The 20,088-nt window shown below is 64.4% G+C and carries 17 protein-coding genes and 1 other RNA gene; 9 read left to right on the top strand and 9 right to left on the bottom strand.

Annotated features, from left to right (window positions below):
• Positions 1-75: 75 nt before the first annotated feature.
• The 5 genes from JQ616_RS33400 to JQ616_RS33380 form a co-directional block, all read right to left on the bottom strand.
• Entirely contained in the window at positions 76-1,056 is a 981-nt protein-coding gene (locus JQ616_RS33400) for a tripartite tricarboxylate transporter substrate-binding protein (protein ID WP_212022211.1), read from the bottom strand.
• Positions 1,057-1,189: 133 nt separating this feature from the next.
• Positions 1,190-2,704: a tripartite tricarboxylate transporter permease gene (locus JQ616_RS33395; protein ID WP_249137574.1), complete on the bottom strand. Its 1,515-nt coding sequence runs from the start codon at positions 2,702-2,704 to the stop codon at positions 1,190-1,192.
• A gap of 7 nt (positions 2,705-2,711) precedes the next feature.
• Positions 2,712-3,212: a tripartite tricarboxylate transporter TctB family protein gene (locus JQ616_RS33390; RefSeq protein WP_212022207.1), complete on the bottom strand. Its 501-nt coding sequence runs from the start codon at positions 3,210-3,212 to the stop codon at positions 2,712-2,714.
• Positions 3,213-3,305: 93 nt separating this feature from the next.
• The gene (locus tag JQ616_RS33385) at positions 3,306-3,839 is read right to left on the bottom strand and encodes a chromate transporter (RefSeq protein WP_212022205.1); all 534 of its coding nucleotides are present in this window, start codon (positions 3,837-3,839) and stop codon (positions 3,306-3,308) included.
• On the bottom strand, positions 3,836-4,447 hold the full coding sequence (locus JQ616_RS33380) for a chromate transporter (RefSeq protein ID WP_212022203.1): 612 nt from the start codon (positions 4,445-4,447) through the stop codon (positions 3,836-3,838). The genes JQ616_RS33385 and JQ616_RS33380 overlap by 4 nt, the downstream gene beginning before the upstream one ends.
• Positions 4,448-4,524: 77 nt before the next feature.
• Between JQ616_RS33380 and ssrA the strand changes: the two genes are divergently transcribed.
• The 6 genes from ssrA (at position 4,525) to JQ616_RS33350 (ending at position 8,314) form a co-directional block, all read left to right on the top strand.
• Positions 4,525-4,903, top strand: a transfer-messenger RNA (tmRNA) gene (ssrA, locus tag JQ616_RS33375).
• 144 nt (positions 4,904-5,047) lie between these two features.
• Positions 5,048-5,563 carry an SspB family protein gene (locus JQ616_RS33370; RefSeq protein ID WP_212022200.1) on the top strand — a complete coding sequence of 172 codons (516 nt, stop codon included), beginning with the start codon at positions 5,048-5,050 and terminating at the stop codon, positions 5,561-5,563.
• Between the two features lie 177 nt (positions 5,564-5,740).
• Positions 5,741-7,156, top strand: coding sequence for a class II fumarate hydratase (gene fumC / locus JQ616_RS33365; RefSeq protein ID WP_212022198.1), 1,416 nt, complete (start codon positions 5,741-5,743; stop codon positions 7,154-7,156).
• Positions 7,157-7,432: 276 nt separating this feature from the next.
• Positions 7,433-7,636, top strand: coding sequence for a DUF4169 family protein (locus tag JQ616_RS33360; protein WP_212022196.1), 204 nt, complete (start codon positions 7,433-7,435; stop codon positions 7,634-7,636).
• Positions 7,633-7,908: a ribbon-helix-helix domain-containing protein gene (locus tag JQ616_RS33355; protein ID WP_021077181.1), complete on the top strand. Its 276-nt coding sequence runs from the start codon at positions 7,633-7,635 to the stop codon at positions 7,906-7,908. Before JQ616_RS33360 ends, JQ616_RS33355 begins: the two co-directional genes overlap by 4 nt.
• 52 nt (positions 7,909-7,960) lie before the next feature.
• Positions 7,961-8,314 (top strand): VOC family protein, encoded by a 354-nt coding sequence (locus JQ616_RS33350; RefSeq protein WP_212022194.1) that lies wholly within the window; start codon positions 7,961-7,963, stop codon positions 8,312-8,314.
• 63 nt (positions 8,315-8,377) lie between these two features.
• Here JQ616_RS33350 and JQ616_RS33345 read toward each other — a convergent pair whose 3' ends face one another.
• A complete protein-coding gene (locus JQ616_RS33345) occupies positions 8,378-12,136 on the bottom strand; it encodes an AsmA family protein (RefSeq protein ID WP_212022192.1) in 3,759 nt (1,252 codons plus the stop codon).
• A gap of 228 nt (positions 12,137-12,364) precedes the next feature.
• On the bottom strand, positions 12,365-13,597 hold the full coding sequence (locus JQ616_RS33340) for a cytochrome P450 (RefSeq protein WP_212022190.1): 1,233 nt from the start codon (positions 13,595-13,597) through the stop codon (positions 12,365-12,367).
• Between the two features lie 158 nt (positions 13,598-13,755).
• Between JQ616_RS33340 and JQ616_RS33335 the strand changes: the two genes are divergently transcribed.
• Complete coding sequence (locus tag JQ616_RS33335; protein WP_212022188.1) at positions 13,756-14,367, top strand: TetR/AcrR family transcriptional regulator; 612 nt, start codon at positions 13,756-13,758, stop codon at positions 14,365-14,367.
• Between the two features lie 4 nt (positions 14,368-14,371).
• On the opposite strand, the gene JQ616_RS33330 is transcribed toward JQ616_RS33335, so the two are convergent.
• The gene (locus tag JQ616_RS33330; RefSeq protein WP_212022186.1) at positions 14,372-15,658 is read right to left on the bottom strand and encodes an MFS transporter; all 1,287 of its coding nucleotides are present in this window, start codon (positions 15,656-15,658) and stop codon (positions 14,372-14,374) included.
• A gap of 205 nt (positions 15,659-15,863) precedes the next feature.
• Between JQ616_RS33330 and JQ616_RS33325 the strand changes: the two genes are divergently transcribed.
• Both JQ616_RS33325 and JQ616_RS33320 read left to right on the top strand, forming a co-directional pair.
• Positions 15,864-16,340: a hypothetical protein gene (locus JQ616_RS33325; protein WP_212022178.1), complete on the top strand. Its 477-nt coding sequence runs from the start codon at positions 15,864-15,866 to the stop codon at positions 16,338-16,340.
• A 15-nt stretch (positions 16,341-16,355) separates the two neighbouring features.
• Positions 16,356-17,027 carry a class I SAM-dependent methyltransferase gene (locus tag JQ616_RS33320; RefSeq protein ID WP_212022170.1) on the top strand — a complete coding sequence of 224 codons (672 nt, stop codon included), beginning with the start codon at positions 16,356-16,358 and terminating at the stop codon, positions 17,025-17,027.
• On the opposite strand, the gene JQ616_RS33315 is transcribed toward JQ616_RS33320, so the two are convergent.
• Complete coding sequence (locus tag JQ616_RS33315) at positions 16,948-20,079, bottom strand: adenylate/guanylate cyclase domain-containing protein (RefSeq protein WP_212022168.1); 3,132 nt, start codon at positions 20,077-20,079, stop codon at positions 16,948-16,950. The two genes, JQ616_RS33320 and JQ616_RS33315, sit on opposite strands and share 80 nt — an antisense overlap.
• Positions 20,080-20,088: the final 9 nt, after the last annotated feature.

Genomic DNA, 20,088 nt, shown 5'->3' with positions numbered 1-20,088 from the left:
TGAGCACCCCTGCGCCAAACGACAAGGGGCGGAACTCGCGTTCCACCCTTCGCCTATCCACTTGATCGCGCTGGATTAAGTCGCGGGTTTCAGCACCGGGGTCCACTTCGCGATCTCGTTCTTGACCAAGGTCGCCAGCGCCTCCGGCGTGCGGTTGGCGGACGCCGGGATCACGCTACCGAGCTCGAGCAGGCGCTTGCGGACGTTCTCGTCGTCGAGTGCCTTGATGGCCGCGGCATTCAGCGTGGCGATGATGGCGGGCGAAGTTCCCTTCGGCGCGAAGATCGCGTTCCAGGCCTGGGCCTGGAACGCCGGCAGGCCGGCTTCCGTCGTGGTCGGCACGTTCGGCAGCGACGGATTGCGTTCGGGGGTCGCGACCGCATAGGCCTTGATGGTGCCGGCGTTAATCTGCGGCACCGCATTGACGATCTGGTCGCACATGTAATCGACCTGGCCGGCGACCAGCGCGTTCATCGCCGGGCCGGTGCCGTTGAAGGGCACGCCGACCGGCTTGATGTCGAGGATCGAGTTCAAGAGTTCGCAGGAGGCGTGCGAGACCGAGCCGATGCCTGCATGCGCGGCGTTGACCTTCTCGGCATTGGCCTTCACGTAGGCGATGAACTCCTTGAGATCCTTCGGCGGGAAATCCTTGCGGGCAAGGATCAGGATCGGCGTGCCGGCAAGCAGCGCGACGGGCTCGAAATCCTTTTCCGGGTGGTAGGCAAGCTTCGGATAGAGCGGCACGGACGCCGCGTGCGTGCCCATGTGTCCGGTGACGAGCGTGTAGCCGTCATTGGCGGCGCGTGCGGCGCGCGTCGTCGCCGTGGTGCCGCCGGCGCCAACCACGTTCTCGATGACGATGCTCTGCCCCAGCGTTTGCGCTATATGCGCGGTGACGATGCGCGAGATGACGTCGGTCGGACCGCCGGCTGCGAACGGCACGATCATGGTGATGGTGCGGGTCGGATAATTCTGCGCGGATGCCGGCACGGCGAATGCACCGAGCGCGGCAAATGCCGAAAGGCATGCGCCCGCAAGCGAGCGAATGGACATCATCTCGATTCCTCCCGGGAACGTTTGACCAATAAAAATGCCGGCCAAATCGGCCGGCATTTTCATTTCATGAGACGACATCGAGTGTCGATTCGACTTCCGCCTGCGGCGCGCCGACGCAGGGTCTAAAGAGTACTCAGCCCTCGGACTCCACGAACACTTCGTCGCGCTTCGCACGCAAGGTCGGCAGCACGGCAAGCACCAGGAGACCTGCCGCGATTGCCAGCAGCACCGCCGACAGCGGCCGCGAGACGAACACGCTCCAGTCGCCGCGCGAGATCAGCAGTGCGCGACGCAGGTTCTCCTCCATCAGCGGACCGAGCACCATGCCGAGCAGCAACGGCGCCGGCTCGAAATCGTGCTTGATCAGCCAGTAGCCGATGAGACCGAATGCGCCGGCGAGAACGACGTCGACCGGCGCGTTGTTCACCGAGTAGATGCCGATCGCGCAGAACACCACGATCGAGGGGAACATCAGCCGGTACGGCACGCGCAGCAGACGGACCCAGATGCCGACAAGCGGCAGGTTGATGATGATCAGCATCAGATTGCCGATCCACATCGAGGCGATCATGCCCCAGACCAGGTCGGGCTGCTTCTGCATCACCTGCGGACCCGGCACGATGCCATGAATGGTCATCGCGCCGACCATCAGCGCCATCACCGCATTCGGCGGGATGCCGAGCGTGAGAAGCGGGATGAACGAGGTCTGCGCCGCCGCGTTGTTGGCGCTCTCCGGCGCCGCCACACCTTCGATCGCGCCGCGGCCGAACCGCTTCGGATCCTTCGCCAGCTTCTTCTCCAGCGTGTAGGCCGCAAACGACGCGATCACGGCACCGCCGCCCGGCAGAATGCCGAGGATCGAGCCGAGCACGGTGCCGCGCAGGATCGCGGGCGTGGAGTCCGCCAGATCCTTTCTGGTCGGCATCAGACCGGTGATCTTCTGCTGCACCAGATTGCGGTCCATCTCCGCGCCGTGGTCGAGATTGCGGATGATCTCCGCAAAGCCGAACACGCCCATCGCCACAGTGGCAAAGCCGAGGCCGTCGGCAAGCTCGGGGATGTTGAAGGCCATGCGCGAAGCGCCGGTCTCGATGTCGGAGCCGACCATCGAGAGCAGCAGGCCGAACACGATCATCGCGACCGCCTTCAGCACCGAGCCCTTGGCGAGCACCACCGCGAAGATCAGGCCGAGCACCATCAGCGAGAAATATTCGGCCGGGCCGAACGCCAGCGCGAGCTTGGTCAGCGGCGCACCGAGCACGGCGATCAGCACGGTCGCGACGCAACCGGCAAAGAACGAGCCGATCGCCGCGATCGCGAGTGCCGGACCGGCGCGACCCTGCTTGGCCATCTGGTGGCCGTCGAGCGCGGTGACGACGGAGGTCGCCTCACCGGGAATATTGACCAGAATCGAGGTGGTCGACCCGCCATATTGCGCACCGTAATAGATGCCGGCGAGCATGATCAGCGCACCGACCGGCGGCAGGCCGAAGGTGATCGGCAACAGCATCGCGACGGTGGCGATGGTGCCGATGCCCGGCAGCACGCCGACCAGCGTGCCGACCAATGCGCCGATCAGACACATCAGAAGGTTGATCGGCGAGAAGGCGACGACGAAGCCGTGGGCGAGATTGGCAAACAGGTCCATCACGCCCTCACTGGATCAGGAAACGCGGGAACATCGGCATCGGAAGTCCCAGCACATAAGGAAACAGCAGCGCGCACCCGATCGTCAGGCAGGCGCCGACGATGATCGCCTCGACCCATTTGGTCTCATGCGAGCCGAGCGCCGCGATCAGGAAGGCGGCAAATGCGGAGACCACGAGCCCGAATGGGCGGATCGACACCGCGAAGAACACGATGGCCGCGGACACGAACAACGGGCCGCGCCAGGAATAGGCCGCGATAGCAGGGCCGTCCTTGAGAACGCCCATCAACGCGACGGCAGCGCCGAGCAACAGCAGCAGCACGGCAAACATCCGCGGCGCAGTTCCGGCGCCGAACGAAAATCCGTGCATGCCCTGCAGATCGCTCGAGGCCCACAACGCGAATAGCGCAACCGCCACCATGGCGAGCCCGCCGACGAAGTCCTGCGGACCGCGTACCCATTCCGGCAAGATCGATTTGACCGGCGCCTCACTCGGCGTATCGCTCATGACTTCGCTTCCCCCGTCAGGGCTGTCCCGCCCGTTTTGATTGAATGGCTTGGCTTGTGGTGCGTTGACCGCAAGCCTTGCTAGCGATTTTCGTCAGACAACGCCAGCGAAACCCAAGAGACCTCCGGCAAGCAACATCCACAAGGGATTGATCCGCGTCGCAAAAGCAAGCGCGGCTGCGCCAATGGTGATCAGGACCGCGATCCAACTTTGGTCTGATGTCTGCGCCACGATCAGGCCGGAGGCGGCCATCAAGCCGATCGACAGCGGAACCAACGCCGCCTGAATCAGCGCCGGCCAGCGCGCGTCGCGCGAGCGATCGAGGAAACGGCTGACATAATAGGCAAGCAGCGCTGTCGGTCCGCACATCGCAATCGTCGCAGCCAAGGCCCCGGCGACGCCTGCGACAGAATAGCCTATCAGCGTCACGATCAGCACGTTCGGCCCCGGCGAGAGCTGCGAGATCGCGAACACGTCTGCGAACTGCTTGTCGGTCAGCCAGTGATGCACGTCGACGGCGGCGCGATGCATTTCGGGGATCGCCGAATTGGCGCCACCGACCGCAAACAGCGACATCAGGCCGAAGGTCCAGAGCAGCGCCGCGATCGGGTTCGACTCCGAACTCATGGCTTCACCATGCGGCGGGTCAGGATCGTGATTGCGAGGCTGAGCGGAATCGCCACCAACAGCACGATCTGGAGCGGCCATCGGATCAGGCCGATCGCGACAAAGACCGCGGCCAGAATGACGAGCCCTGTGACATCACGCCGCTTCAGCAGCGGCATCATCATCTTGAAGACGACGGCGAACAGCAACCCGACCGCGGCACAGGCCACGCCGGCGAGCGTCCGGCGCAGCACGTCGACATCGCCATAACGGGCATAGAGTGCGGCGAGCGCCGTCGCGATCACCATCGGCGGCCCCACCAGCCCGGCGAACGCCGCCAGCCCGCCCGCGATGCCGCGAAAGCGCGCGCCGAACACGACCGACAGGTTGACGATGTTCGGACCCGGCAGGAAATGGCACAGCGCGAAGGTCTCGTTGAACTCCTCCGCCGTCATCCAGCGGTGCTGCTCCACGATCGACCGCCGGGCCCAGACCAGGACCCCGCCAAAGCCGGCCAGCGACATCTTGGCAAAGGCCAGGAACAGCTCGAACAGGCCGGGCTGGTGGGGCTGCGATGGGTCGGAGGCATCCGGCGCCGGGGCGGCAACCGGCGGGGATTCCGGGGGCATAGGCAGAACCTAGAACGCGGCCCGGAGGCGGACCACCCAAATTTGGTGTGTTTTCACAGCCGAAAGGGCCTGAATCGGCTCTGTTTTTCTACTGCGTTGCCGCTATATTGGGGGTGCCGGTTCGCCGGCTATGGAAATAAATGGCCGTCGCAATAAACCATTCGGACCCGGGGGCGGTACCCGGCGCCTCCACCAAAACCCATTCCAAGCCCTGGTTCCTAAGCCTTGGCTTCGGTGGCTTTCGGCGGGGGCGAAATAGGATCGACGAGGGCGTAAAGGGCGTGTTTTTTCTCGGTATGGTTCCGCCGTTATCGGGCTAATGCAATAGTTGCCAACGACAACTTTGCTCCGGTTGCTCAGGCTGCGTAACGCAGTTTGAAAGACCATCTTAAAGTCCTAACGGGTTAAGCTCCGTTAGGCGGGGTTCGGAGGCACCTGGCAACAGAAGCCTCCACTTAATTCTCCGATCGGGCGTCCGCCCGCATTTCAGCTACCAGCCCTGCTGATTTCCGGCTCCCGGCGGGGTAGCATATGACCAAAAGGGCGAGTCGGACCGACCGGCGCGGCCTTATCGGCCATTTTCGAAGCGACAGGATCACCATGGCGACCGATCACATCCGATATGACGTGTTGGCGCGCGACGCGCTGCGCGGGGTGCTGCGCCGGGTGCTGTCCGACGCCGCCGAACATGGTCTGCCCGGTGAGCACCATTTCTACATCACCTTCCTGTCGCACGGCGACGGCGTGAAGCTGTCGCCCCGTTTGCTCGCGCAATATCCCGAAGAGATGACCATCATCCTGCAGCACCAGTTCTGGGATCTGGTGGTGACCGAGGATCGCTTTGAGGTCGGCCTGTCGTTCGGCGGGATTCCGGAACGGCTGACCGTGCCGTTTGCAGCAGTGACGCGCTTCCTCGATCCGTCCGCACCGTTCGATCTGCGCTTCGACGTCTCGGACGCGCTGTCCGAGGAAGCCCCTCCCGCAACCGCGCCGGCTGCTCCCCTTCCCGCGCCGGCGGCCCGCGTCGAGGCCGAAACGGCCGAGACCGAGCAGGAGCCGGCGAAGCCCAGCGAAGGCGCCGAGGTCGTGCGGCTCGACCGCTTCCGCAAGAAGTAATCTAAGCGCAGATCACGCCGCGACCTTGTAGGATGTCGGTGAGGTTCGGGATGACAGATCGTCATCCCGGACTATCTTTCTGCATGAACGTGCCCTCGCGCGGACGCTTGGCGTCGTCGCGCCGGACAGCCCGGCGCCTTGCCGGACCACGTTCAGATGACGCAACGGAGAGCATCCATGGCTCAATCGACCACACCATCCAACGCCGCCACCCGCAGCGAGACCGACAGCTTCGGTCCGATCGACGTCCCCGCCGATCGCTACTGGGGCGCGCAGACCGAACGGTCGCGGCAGAATTTCAAGATCGGCCATGACCGGATGCCGATCGCGATCGTCCACGCGCTTGCGATGGTGAAGCTCGCGGCCGCCGAGACCAATCGCGACCTCGGCCAGCTCGATGCGCGCCGCGCCGACGCCATTGTCAGCGCAGCAAAGGAAGTGATCGACGGCAAGCTCGACGATCATTTTCCGCTGGTGGTCTGGCAGACCGGCTCGGGCACGCAGACCAACATGAACGTGAACGAGGTGATCGCCAATCGCGCCAACCAGATGCTCGGCGGCGAGCTCGGCGCCAAGCAGCCGATCCATCCGAACGATCATGTCAACATGAGTCAGTCCTCGAACGACTCGTTTCCGACCGCGATGCATATCGCGGCCGCAAGCCGCATCATCGCCGACCTGATTCCCGCGCTCACCGAGCTGCATCAGGCGTTGCACCAGAAGCAGGAAGCGTTTGCCAAGATCGTGAAGATCGGACGCACGCATACCCAGGACGCGACGCCGCTGACGCTCGGCCAGGAATTCTCAGGCTACGCCGCGCAGGTCGAGAGCGGCATCGCGCGCTTGCACACCGCGGTGAGGGAGCTGTTTCCGCTGGCGCAGGGCGGCACTGCCGTCGGCACCGGCCTCAACTCGAAGCCGGAATTCGCCAAAGCCTTCGCCAAACATGTCGCCGAGATCACCAAGCTGCCGTTCACCAGCGCAGCGAACAAGTTCGAGGCGCTGGCTTCCAACGACGCCTATGTGCTGGTGCATGGCGCGATCAATTCGGTGGCGACCGGGCTGTTCAAGATCGCCAACGACATCCGCTTCCTCGGCTCCGGCCCGCGCTCCGGTCTCGGCGAGTTGATCCTGCCGGAGAACGAGCCGGGCTCGTCGATCATGCCGGGCAAGGTCAACCCGACCCAGTGCGAAGCCATGACCATGGTGTGCTGCCAGGTGTTCGGCAATCAGACCACGATCACCGTCGCCGGCAGCCAGGGCCATTTCGAGCTCAACGTGTACAAGCCGGTTTTGGCATATTGTATGATAAATTCCATTCAGTTGCTGTCTGACGTTGTCCGCTCATTTACTGAGCATTGCGTTGTCGGCATACGCGCCGACGAAAAGCGCATCAACGAGCTGATGCAGCGCTCGCTGATGCTGGTCACCGCGCTCGCACCGAAGATCGGCTACGACAACGCAGCCAAGGTCGCCAAGTCGGCGCACGCGCACGGAACGACGTTGAAGGAAGAGGCTTTGCGGCTTGGATTTGTGTCTGCCGATGAATTCGATCGCCTCGTGCAGCCGGACAAAATGACACACCCCGGCTGAATGGACGACGCGCAATGTCCGGATAATTACGGTCAGTGCGCGTGATATAATTATGGATCATAACGCCTAAAGACTAAGGCGCGTTACCTATGAGCTCTGCGCTGGCGCGTGGTACAGACGTCTAGTTTTCGCAGAGCGAAACGGATTCTTTGATGCTATCAGAGCATCAAATGGGGATTCGGGATGAATGTCGAGCCGGGCGCGTAGTGCAGTCGCTCTTGCTTTCGTCACGATGCATCACCAATTCCGCTTTGGGGACGATTGAGGACGACGAGCATGGGCGACGTGGTCAACCTGAAACGATTCAAGAAGCGCGGTGAGCGCGAACAAGCTGCAAAGCAGGCCGAAGCCAATCGTGCGCTATTCGGTCGCACCAAATCCGAGCGAGCGCGTGACGAATTTCTCGACGAGCGCAATGCGCGTGTGCTCGATCAGCACCTTCTCAACCAGCAGCGTGTCGAAAGTGGAGACGCATCATGAAGTCTCCCGTCGTTAAGCGTTCGATCGTGGTTGCCGGTCACAAGACCAGCGTCAGCCTCGAAGAGGCTTTCTGGAACGGCATGAAGGAAATTTCCGGACTGCGGAACATGACGTTGTCGGAATTGGTCGGCGAGATCGACAGCAACCGTCAGCAGGGCAATTTGTCCTCCGCGATCCGGCTTTTCGTGCTCGATTACTTCCGCTCGCGCGCCACGCCGGCCGTGCCGACGGATGTCAGGCCGCAGCAGGTCGATACGCGCCAGCAGGCCTGATGGCCTCTCCGACCGTCGATCGCGACGGTCGTTCCATCGCGCGGACTTCAGCATGAAGGTCAATCGCATCGTCGCGAACGTTGCCGCATCAGACATCGCGGCAGCGAGATCGTTCTATCGTGACATCCTCGGCCTCGAGCCGCTGATGGATTTCGGTTGGGTTGCGACTTACGGCTCATCCGAAACAATGCAGGTTCAAATCAGCTTCGCATCCGAAGGTGGCTCCGGCACGCCGGTGCCCGATCTCTCGATCGAGGTCGACGATCTCGACGTGGCCCTGCACCGGATCAAGGCTGCCCGCATCGCGATCGAATATGGCCCGGCGGACGAGCCGTGGGGCGTGCGGCGGTTCTACGTCCGCGATCCCTTCGGCCGGCTGATCAACATTCTCCAGCACCAATCGTGAGCCGTCTCGGTTCGACGCAGTTGCTTCACGCGAACCGGTAGCCGCGTCACTCGAAGGCGCCCTTCAGTTCTGCATGGCCGGCCGCGGCGGCGGATTGGCGACCTGCGGCGTCAGCGACAGCGGCGGACGCAGCGGCCGCGGCCTGGCCGCGCCGGGCGCCGGCTTGACCTCGATCGGCGGCGGCAACGGCGCCATCTGGGGCTGGCTCGCGATCGGCGCCGGCGGCGCGACGGCAGGTGCCGTGGCGACCGGCGGGACGATCGGCGGCCGCGGCGCCACGATCTTCGGCTTCGGAGGGACGCGGCGCGGATCGGGGCCTGGCGCCGGCAGATTGGCGGAAGGCACCGCTGCCGGATTGGAGCTCGACGCATCAGGCGCCGGCACGGCGGACGGCGGAAGGGCCGCCGGGGTCGGCGGCGGCGCCGGTTCGCCGCGCTCGATCGCGTCAAGCCGCCTGGTCTCCCGGTCGATCGCGCGCACCGCAAGCCACGACGACAAGGCCGCGATGTCAATGCTGCGCGACAGCCCGTCGGGCGTGCCCACGGCAAGCAGCTGGATTTCCGGGCGGCTGTTGGCGTTGCCAACCTGCGTCGATGCCAGCGCAGCGCGGATGTCGGCCTGATCGGCCGGAATGTCGTAACCGCCGGACACGATCGCGTTGGCGCCGTTGGCCGCGAGCGTGGTGGCCGCGACACGGATACGGCCGTCGCGGATGTTGAAGGGAATTTGCGCCGAAGCGATCGACAGACCGCCGGCGGCGAGCGCCGGTTCGACGATCTGCCTCAGCTTGATATCGTCGGTCGCCTGACCGGAATCGCTGGCGCGGATCGCGACGTCGAACGCGCGCGGATCGAGACCCGGGAGGTTCAGCCCCTCCAGCGTCACGGTGCCGCTTCCGGACATCGCACCGGTCAACGCCGCGGCACTGCGGCCCTGCGTCAACAACGTCATCTGCATCGACGCACGGCCCTTGGGCATTGCGAGATTGCGGTAGCGCAAGGCCGAAGCGTCGACGCCCGACAGCTGCACATTGGCGTTCAGCGCAAGGCCATTGACGCCCTGTCGTGCATCGATCGAGGCGGTCGCCTCGCCGCCGCCGATCTTGCCCTTGATGCCGTCGAAGGTCAGCGCCTGCCCGTCCGACCTGATGGTGCCGCTGACCGGCTGCAGCTCGGCGCCGCCCGGCAGCAGGCCGTGCAGAGCCTCGAACGTGACCTTGCCGCGCCAGGCGCTGGTGAGCCCGGTGCCGAGCGGCTCCGTCGCATCGTGGCCGGCCGCGCCGATCGCGGCCGCGAAAATCGGCGCCAGCGTGATCTGATCGAGGCCGATTTCGCCGTCGATGCTCTTCTGATCGGCGAGCGTCAGCGCCAGACGGCCGCGCAGCCGCGAACCGGCGACGATGCTGTCGAGATCATCGAAGGTCAGCCGGTCGCCGGCGAGCGTGACCTTCGATGACAGGCGGATGTTCGCGGCCGGATCGGATGATTTCAGATTGAGCAGCGGACTGATGTCGGCGCTGCGGACGCGGAGGCTGACGCTCGATTTGCTCTCGCTCGCCCCATCCTTGGTCCTGTCCTTTGTCCCATCCTTGGACCACGGCTCCGCGCTCCCCTCCGCATCCGCGTCGAGCCCGGAGCCCCAGAGCCGTGCTTTCAGCCGCAACGGCGCCTGCCATGCACCGCTCACGGTGCCCTCGAATTGCGTCGCGCCCGTACCGGCGGCGACCGCGTGGTCAAGCCCGAGCAACGCCAGCAACGCACGGCCCTCGCCGGCCGAGACTTTCGCCTCCGCCGTCACCTCGTTTCGGCGCAGTGCATCGATATCCATCGCACGGATCGCGGCCACCTGCGGGGTTGCCGAGATCACCGTATTGCCCTTCAGCTGCGGCGTATCGAGATCGAGCGTCGCGCGTGCGCTAACCCGATCGGCGGCCTTGCCCTTGGCGAGGTCGAGCGCGAGCTTTGCACGGACCGGGCCGGCATCCGCGCGGAGCACGCCGAGCCGTGCGGCCAGCGCCGGCGCGAACGGCTGAACGAGCGCGACAAGCCGACCAAGCGATGCAGCACTCGCGTCGACCGCGAGCTTGCCGGTCGAATTGCCGCGGTCGAAATTGCCGCTGCCGTCAAGCGTGACATTGTCGGGCTGACCGATCTTGACGCGCTCGAGCACGATGCTCTTCGGGCCGTAGGTGATCTTCGCCAGCAGCGGCCGCAATTCCTGCCCCGAGGAGATCGCGCGCCCGACGTCGAGCGACAGCTGCGCCTCGTCGGGCCATTCGGCTTGCGGACCGGCCAGCGAACGGATGAAGGCAGCGGTCGCGTCGAGATCGAGCCGCTCCGCCTTCAACTGAGCTTCGACCTTGGAGCCGTTGGCCGCCTCGCGATGGGTGACCGCGACGCGGCCCTCGAGCGTGCCGCTCTCGATCTCCGCCTTCATCGCATCGATCGAAAAACCTGACGGCGACACCGTGACGTCGCCGCGCAGCCGCAGCGGCTTCTGGCTGCGATAGGTGATGTCGCTCCGGCCCTGCAGCCAGCTCATCAACGCATCCGGATCGGACGATTCGACATTGAGCGCAGTCTTGAAGCTGTTCGAGACCCCGGCTTGCGCGCTGGCGCCGCTCATCGAGACCCGCGTCGATCCCGGCGCGCGAAACTCCAGCCGGCGCACGGTCCACGATTTCGCATCCGATTGCAGCTCGGCCGAGATATCCTGCAATGGACGCCCGCCGAGCATGATCTGCTCGGACGTCAGCTCCATCTGTGCCGGGATCGGGCTTTGCGGCAGGCCTGACAACACCGCGCGCAATGCCGGCAGCACGCGCACCGGCTCGACATTGCCGTTGTTGCCGTCCTTTGCGCTATCCTTGGCGCTGTCTTTGGCCGCGAACTTGTCGCCGTCGAGCTGCCGCGCCGTGAGCGAGGCGCGCAGCAGCGGCGATGCGCCGAAGCGGAGATCGCCATTGCCCGCGAACTTCAGTGCGCGATCGTCGGGACCATAGCTCACCTCGATTTGGTCGAGACGTGCCGCCGAATAATCCGATTTGACCTTGGCCGCGATCCGCCAGGGCGGCATGTCGCTGCCGCCGCGCTGGCCAGGTGTGCCCGCCAGCGTCACGCTGCCTTCGAAGCGCGGCGCGCGGGCCTCGAAGGTCAGGATGCCGTCGAGATCGACCGACACCGGCCGCTGCCCGGGATCGATGTTGACGTGCAGGCGGGTGCCGTTGCCGTCGGCACCTTGCCCCGACGAGATCCGAAACGGGTAGCGGTTGCCATCGAACATGAAATTGCCGTCACCACGCACCGCTCCGGCCAGCGAACGGACGTCGCCGCTGAAGGCAATATCGTTGAGCTCGAGCGTGCTGTGGCTCGCGGCGTCATGCAGCGCCACGCGGCCGGTCAGATTGAGCCGGTCGATCGCCAGCGAAGCCAGGTTGAAGCTCCCGCTCGACGGCGACCAGTCGACCCGCCCCTTCGGATCGAGCCCGAGATCGAGCGACACGCCGTTGACGGTGAGCTCGTTGGCGCGCACCTCGCCGCGCATCAGCGAGCTCAGGCTGAACTCGACGTCGAGACTGGCGGCCCGGACCTTGCCGAGATCGTTGGCGCCGCCGACGGTGACGGTTTTCAACCGCAGCGAGGGTGCCGGCAGCAGACGCGCGTCGAGATTGCCGGCGACGCGGACCGGCGCGCCGATGATCTTGGACGCTTCCTCCTCGAACTGCGGCCTGAACTGGTTCCAGTCAACGAAATACGGACCGACCAGCGCGGCCACCAATGCAAGAATGAAGGCGATTGCCAGGCCGAGCAGCGTCGTCTGCACGGTGTCTCCCTTTGAGCCCGCTCCGCGGCAGCCTCCTTATGCTGAACCCTTTGCCAACCCTTGGCCGGAGCAGCCCAAATATAGAGACAAGTATGGCGAAGTCACAGCGGCTTTGCCGCTACAACGTTAATCGGAAGGTGGTTTTCCGCTCAAGCGTGCGTGCGCGACCGCCGCTGCGGCAGGATCGCTGCCCTGCCGCAGATCCCGGATGTCACCACATCCCGGATGTCACCAGCTCGCCGGCAGCCGCTTCAGCCCGCGCAGCACGAAGGTCGGCCGCCACTCCGGATTTTCCGCGTCATCGAGCCGCAGGTCGGGGATCCGGCGCAGCAGCGTCGAGATCGCGATTTCGGCCTCGATCCGCGCCAGCTGGGCACCGAGGCAGAAATGGATGCCGCCGCCGAACGACAGCGGCTTCACGTTCGGCCGCTGGATGTCGAGCTTCTCGGGATGGTCGGGATAGACGGCCGGATCGTGATTGGCCGAGCCGAGCAGGCACAGCACGCTCTCGCCCTTCGGGATGCGCTTGCCGCCGAGATCCTCGATGTCTTCCAACGCGACGCGGCCGGTCATCTGCACCGAGGAATCGTAGCGCAGGAACTCCTCGATCGCATTGGTGATCAGGCCCGGATTGGCCTTGAGCAGCGCGAGCTGGTCCGGGTTGCGGAACAGCGCAAGCAGGCCGTTGCCGATCAGGTTCACGGTGGTCTCGTGGCCGGCGCCGAACAGCAGGATGATGTTGCCGGTCAGCTCCTCATTGGTGAGCTTCTGGCCATCTTCCTCGGCCTGCACCAGCTGCGTGGTGAGGTCGTCGCCGGGCTGCTTGCGCCGCAGCTCGAACAGCTGATGGAAGTACATCGCCGCCATCGCGTTGCCGGCGTTGCCCTGCTTGATTTCCTCGGGTGTCAGCGGCACCGGCTCGAGCAGGCGGCCGCCGTCGCGCGAGCCGTTATAGAAGGCCTCGCGATGCTCCTCCGGGATGCCGAGCATGTCGCAGATGATCGTGACCGGCAGGCGGAACGCAAAATCCTCGATCAGGTCCATCCGCCCTTGCGGAATGATGCGGTCGAGCGTCTCGTCGACGACGTGCTGGATGCGCGGGCGCATGTCCTCGACGCGGCGGGCGGTGAACGCCTTGACGACGAGGCCGCGCAGCCTCGTGTGATCCGGCGGATCCTGCTGCAGCATCCAGTGGCTCATGCTGCGGATCACCGGCTCATCCATGATCTTGGGGCCGTAGCGGCGGATCGTGCGTTCGACATAGTCCTTGCCGAAGCGCTTGTCGCGCAGCACGAGGCTAGCCTCGGCATGGCGGCTGGCGACGAAGGCGCCGTGCGCATTGACGTGCATCGGATCGAGACGGCGCAGCCGCTCGTAATGCGGATAGGGATTGCGAATGAATTCGGGTGCCAGTGGATTGAAAAGCGGATCGCCGTTCGCCGGCTGAACTTGCTCGTTCATGGTGACCTCGTTCGTTCGCTGCACCGGTGCCTAATACCGTGGTGCGCCTTGGTGTCATCCTCAAGACCGCATCATCACGGATGCGGCGGTTCTGCTTCAGTCGAATTGCAACTGGATACACTATTGTATCGAGTTGCATTCTGCCTTAAAATGCGCCGATGTCAAGGGTACGAACCAGACCGACACGAGACGACACCTGCGAGAAGCTGTTCGAGGCGGCGGCGCGGGTATTCGAGGAACAGGGCATTGGCGGCGCCAGCATCGAGGCGATCGCGGCCGCAGCGGGTTTCAGCCGCGGCGCCTTCTATTCGAACTTCAAGAGCAAGGACGAGTTGATCTTTGCGATGCTCGAGGATCACGTCGAGCAGTCGATCCGGCGCAATCTCGACTTGCTCGCCAGGCACAGCAACCTGCCCGACTTCCTGGAGGCGCTGCGCACGATGGATCGCAGCCAGCAGGACCCGCTCGGCCGCTCCCCTCTCCTGCACATGGAGATGATCCTGTTCGTGGCGCGCGCCGAGAAGCGGCGGCCCGAACTCGCCAAGCGCCTGCGTGCCCGGCGCAAGCTGATCGCCGACATCGTCGCGACCGCGCAGAAGAACAGCGGCAGGAATCCCAAACTCAATCCGGATTGGACCGGCGCGATCGTGCTGGCACTGGAGGACGGCTTCCGCCTGCATCGCCTGATCGATCCGGACACCACGCCCGCCGACAGCTGCCTGCGCGCGATCACCGATCTGCAGCGCGCGATCGGCGTTTCATCCGCCTGATCTGTCAGGCGGCAATCTTGTGCATCTGTCCGGCGACGGCGCGGACCTTGCGGGGCGAAGCCTGCCAGATCGCGAATGCCGACAGCAGGCTGACGGCGATCCCGAGCAGGAACGCGCTGGTATAGCTGCCCGAGAGATCATAGAGCTGGCCGGTGATCCACGGGCCGGCGGCTCCGCCGGCGAGCGCGGCCAGCATCACGGTGCCGAAAATGCTGCCGTAATGCCTGCCCTGGAATATCTCGAGCACCACCGGGCCCATCACTGATGTGAGACCATAGCCGAGCGCGCCCTGGGTGAAGACCATCAGATAGATCAGCGGCATGCTCGGCCAGTATTTCAGCGCGGCCAACGCGGCAAAGCAGATCACGAAGCCGAAGCAGGCTATCGCCCAGACCCATTCGCGGCCGATGCGATCGGAGAGATGGCCGAGCCAGATCTGGCCGGGAATGCCGAGCAGGCTGACGACGCCCAGCGCCCAAACGCCGACATTGGAGCTGAAGCCGATGTCGAGCAGGAATTTGGTCTGGTGCACCTGCACCGCGTACCAGATGTACAGGCCGCAGAAATAGCCGATCGCGATCCACCAGAACCGCGCGGTGCGCAGCGCGCGTGAGAGTGTCCAGTCGGTGCCGGCCCACACCGGATCGACGATGTTCGATGCCGGCCGTGCCGACGTCGCCGTAGGCGCGGCATCGCCGTCCGGCTGCAGGCCGATGTCCTCCGGCCGCTTGTGCAGCAACAGGTTGATCGGCGCGAGCACGACCAGCACCACGATTCCCATCGCGGTGCAGGCGGTGCGCCAGCCGGTATGCTCGATCATATGCTGCACCCATGGCAGCAGCGTCACCGAGCCGATGCCGACGCCGGCGAAAGCGAGCCCGATCGCCAGGCCGCGGCGGCGGAGGAACCAGTTCGGCACGAACAGCGATTGCCCGGAATAACCGAGGCAGACGCTGCCGGCGCCGACCAGCACGCCGATGGTGAGATAGAGGTGCCAGGGTTGCGTGGTCAGCGGCGCCAGCAGCAGGCCCGAGCCCATCAAGAGCACGCCGAGCTCCATCACCGCGCGCGGCCCACCGCGGTCCATCAGCCGGCCGATCAGCGGGCTCGCAATCGCCGAGGCGACGAAGCCGAACGAGAATGCGCCCGCCGTGACGCCGCGCTCCCAGCCGAACTCGGAGATGATCGGCGGATAGAACAGCGAGAACGCCGTTCGCGCGTTGACGCCGATGGCCATGGTGACAAAGGTCACCGCGACGATGATCCAGCCGTAGAAGAAGGGAAGTCGCATGGAAACACTGCGCAATGGGAATGGACAGGAAGCCGAACGGACGCGGCGGCTCACGAAAAACGCCGGCTTTGCATCATGCACGGCCAACTCTGTGAAGCAATTCATAGACAGCGGCGCAAACTGGTGATTGTACCATCAGCCAATCCGCTCACAGCTGGCCGGGAGCCGGGAAGCGGGTTATCATGGTATTTTCAGGAGGAATACAATGGGCGGGTTGGTTGCCGACAGATACGTTCCCGATCTTTTGCAGCAGATGAAGTCCCGATTTATTGCAGAAGCCCTGGACGAAATGGTCCAGTTTCAGAAGGAGTTCAAGGTCTTCTCGCCGCAACGCTCGCTGCGGATGTCCTTTGGGCTACTCAATATTGCGCCAGTTGGCGAAGCGGATCGCGACGGGTTTTTCCGGTATCTGAATCTGCTGAAGAAGACCGGCGCGTCAGTCGACGGCAAGGCAACGAAGCTGAATGGACACGACCAGGTCATCGCGTCGTTGCAGGCCAATCTTGAAAGCCGCAAGCCGTTGCCGGTACACTTTACCTCGCACCCGGCGGAGTCTCCGAAAGGTGTCGTGAAGGTGACTTCAGGCGATCGCGTGCTGAGCTATTCCCCATTGGTTTTTCTGACGATCTCGATGCCGACGATCGCGGCCGACCGCCCCAAGGCCGGCGCGCGCAAGAAGTGATCCGAAACCTCGGCGATGCCCGAGCCGCACGCCAAGGTTCGCGATTACTATTCGGGAACGCTGGAGCGCCATGGCCCGACCCCGCTCGGGGTCGATTGGCCGAACGTGCTCTCGCAACATCTGCGCTTCGTGCAGCTCCTGAAGCTGTGCGATTTCGCGCGGCCGTTCAGCCTGAATGACTTTGGCTGCGGCTACGGCGCGCTGCTGGAATTCCTGGCGACGCGGCATGGCGATGCCGAGGTGACCTATCGCGGCATCGACATTTCCCCGGCGATGATCGCCGCCGCCCGCGCCCGCTGGGCCGGCAACACGCGGGCCACCTTCACCGAGGGTTCGCAGTGCGGCGCAGTCGCCGACTATTCGCTTGCGAGCGGGATATTCAACGTCCGGCTCGGTCATCCGGTCGCGGCATGGGAAGAGTATGTCGGGGCGATCCTCGCCGATCTTGCTGCCAGCAGCAGGATCGGCTTCGCCGTCAACTTCATGTTGCCGCGTGACGACGCCCGCACCGAGGCCGGGCTTTATCGGACCGCACCGGAGCGATGGATTGGGTTTTGCAAGCGACTAGGCCGCGTCGAGGTGGTCACCGACTACGGCATGCGTGAATTCACGCTTCTTGTCCGCAGGACGACGACTGCACGACCGGAAACAGCCGCTCGTAGGGTGAGGCGCCGGTCTCCTCGATGAGAAGCCGGGCGCGCGCAAGCACCTCGGTCAAGCGGTGCTGCGGATAGCGCAAGCCGTCCGCATTGACCACATGCGCAAGCACCAGCGTCGAACGGCATTCAGCGAGCCGCGCCCGCCGCTCCCGCGCGACCGCGATCCCCTGTTCAGCGGCGCTGAGGGCTGCGGCCAGGTTGTTACTTTTCAGATGAATCTCGGCAAGGAATGCCAGAATGTCGCTTTCATATTCGAGGCCGGCGAAAGCCTCTCGCGCGAGCCGGATCGCCGATTCAAGCATCTGGATCGCCGCAGCGTGATCCCCCGCCAGCGATAGCGCCAGTCCGCGGCAGACGCTCGCATACACTGCGACATAGGGCGTGTCGCTTCTCCTGGCGATTTCCTCGATCCGCAGGCTGTGAAGGTCCGCAAGCTTTTCGTCCTGCGTCAGCCAGGCCATTTCGACCCCGGCGTGATGCGGAATGAACAAGACCGCCGGATCGAGATGGCCCCTCTCACTGGCCACCAGCTTGGCGATGCGCTCCCGCGCAACGTCGAAACTGCCCGTTCGCACCAGCAGGCGCGCGTGCAGGCTCTCAACCCAGCGCTCCACACCGAAGCCGAGCGGTGCTTCGTGGGACCTATCGATGCTTGCGACATGCTTGAGCGCGGATTCCGCGGCCGCGATCGCTTCTCGCAGTTTCCCGGCGTAGCCATAGGCCTGGCATAGAAGCGCTTGCAGGATGGTCCTGATGCTCGGGTCTTCGCAGACCTCGATCGCGTGCAGCAACTGAGCAACATATTCGTCCGCCGAGCCCGTACCAGCGGAGACCCGGCCAAAGGCGGCGAGGATCAGAACCTCCCACAGCGAGTCCTTGAGGTCTCGTGCGGCAACCAACGCCTCGTGGAAGAACGGGGCAGCCTCTTCGGTGCTGATGCCTTCGCGCCAGCCAAGGATCAACACGTGACCGGATGCGCGCATGCGCAGCTGGTCGGTTTCCGGCGAGCGCGGCAGCGATTGCAGCAACAGCCGAACCTTGAGCCACGACTTCATCCCCAGCCGCGAATTGGTCGTACCGATCCAGCTCGCCGAACGAGCCAGATAATTGGCCGCGGACGCGAAATCCTTGGCGGATTCGAAATGATACGCGATCAAATCGGCATATTCGCCGAGTTGGTTATGATGGAAGCGTTCAAGCGCATGCGCCACCGCTCGATGCAGCTCGACGCGACGGGTGCGCAACTGCATCGCATAGGCAACTTCCTGGATCAGCGGATGCCGGAATGCATAACGATCATGCTCGATCTCGCTGGTGATCTCCTGGATCAGTTCGACCTGCGACAATCGGTCGAGAATGCCAACGAGATCGACGTGCTTGCTGCGCGTCACTTCGGCCAGCACAGAGAGAGGAAACTCCCGCCCAATCGTGGCACCAACCAGCAGCACCTCCTTGTCCCCCGGCGCGAGGCGGTCGATGCGTGCACCAATCACGGTCTGCACCGTCGCAGGCAGCGTCTCGGGCGATGCTTGCCCGGACATCTCGTATTCGCCGGGCCGGCCGGTCAGATTCGAACTGTCGATCAGCGAACGGACCAACTCCTCCGCGAAGAACGGATTGCCGCCGCTTCGTTCGACAATGCGTTCGGAAATTGCGGCGGTCGACGGATGACCGCCGATCATGTCCGCGATCAGCGCGGAGACATCCTCGCTACGCAATTCATCGAGCCGGATTTCGTGAAATCCCGGCCCCTCCTGCCACGGCGCCCGATAGGTCGGCCGGTAGGTCAGAATGATCAAGGCCCGGCTGATATGCGCGACATCCACCAGTGCCGAGACGAACTCGATGCTCGCTTCGTCCAGCCAGTGAATGTCCTCGATGATGATCACAGAGGGCGTGCGCGTGCCGTCGCGCACCAGACTTGCAACAAGATTGACGAGCCGCGTGTGCCGCGACCGCGGGTCCATCGCAGGCGCCGGGGACTGCGGGTCGCGAATACCGAGAAAATCGCTCAGCACCGCCACATCATCCATTAAATGCGGGACCGAGGACTCGATCCGCGCCGCGACCTTGGCGCGCGCCGTCTCCGCATCGTCGCTCGAGACGATCCGGAAGAAGTTGCGGAAGAATTCCAGCAGCGGCTGCAGCGGACCGGCATGGTCGTAGGGCGATGCGCGTGCCTCCTGCACCGGCACCAGACGCTCCTTGACGCTGCGCGCAAATTCGAAGCACAGGCGGCTCTTGCCGAGGCCGGGCGGCGCCGAAATTCCGATCACCTTGCCGGCACCGTGCTCGGCTCCGGCAAACGCCTCCTGCAGCACGGCGAGCTCGGCATCGCGCCCTCGATAGGTGCCGACGACGACATCGCGGAACGGCGCACGCGATAGCTTCATTCCGACCAGCCGGTAGACGCCGATCTGCCGCGGAAATCCCTTGACGTCCTGATGACCCAGAGCACGCGCATCGCAAGATGCCTGCACCAGCTTGAACGTCGATTCGGTGAAGCAGATATCGCCCGGCTGGGCCATATGCTCGAGCCGGCTCGCCAGATGCACGGCCGCGCCATAGACACTTTGTTCCCTGGTGAACTTGTCCGGTACGCCCGCAACGATCTCGCCGGAATGGATGCCGACGCGCAGCACGATACCGTTGTCCCGCGACGACTGGACCATGGCGAGCGCCGCCTGGCAGGCACGAAGTGCATGGTCTTCCTGGGCGTGCGGCACACCGAAGATCACCATCAACCCGTCGCCCATGCTGCGCATGATGCTGCCGTCAAACTGCCGGACGGCGTTGCCCATCCGCGCCAAGGCGGGCGGCAACCGATCCAGCGCAAGCTCGGGATCATTGTCCCCGATCAACTCGGTGGAGCCGACGATGTCGGCAAACATCACGGTGACGACCTTGCGTTCGCCCACCGGCTGGAGCTGGTCCAGGCGCTCGCCACAGGCACCGCAGAACCGCGCGGTCTCGAGATTCGGATGCTCGCAACTCAGACAAACGGCAGTGAAGCTCAGGCGGCACGACCTGCAGACGCCATTGTCTTCCAGGGTGTCGGTCTGACAGGCCGGGCACAGCATTCACACCAC

It is taken from the genome of Bradyrhizobium tropiciagri (genome assembly GCF_018130545.1).
GTDB lineage: Bacteria > Pseudomonadota > Alphaproteobacteria > Rhizobiales > Xanthobacteraceae > Bradyrhizobium > Bradyrhizobium tropiciagri_A.
Note: the sequence above shows the minus strand (reverse complement) of the source record. Positions and strands in the feature narration are given on the sequence as shown.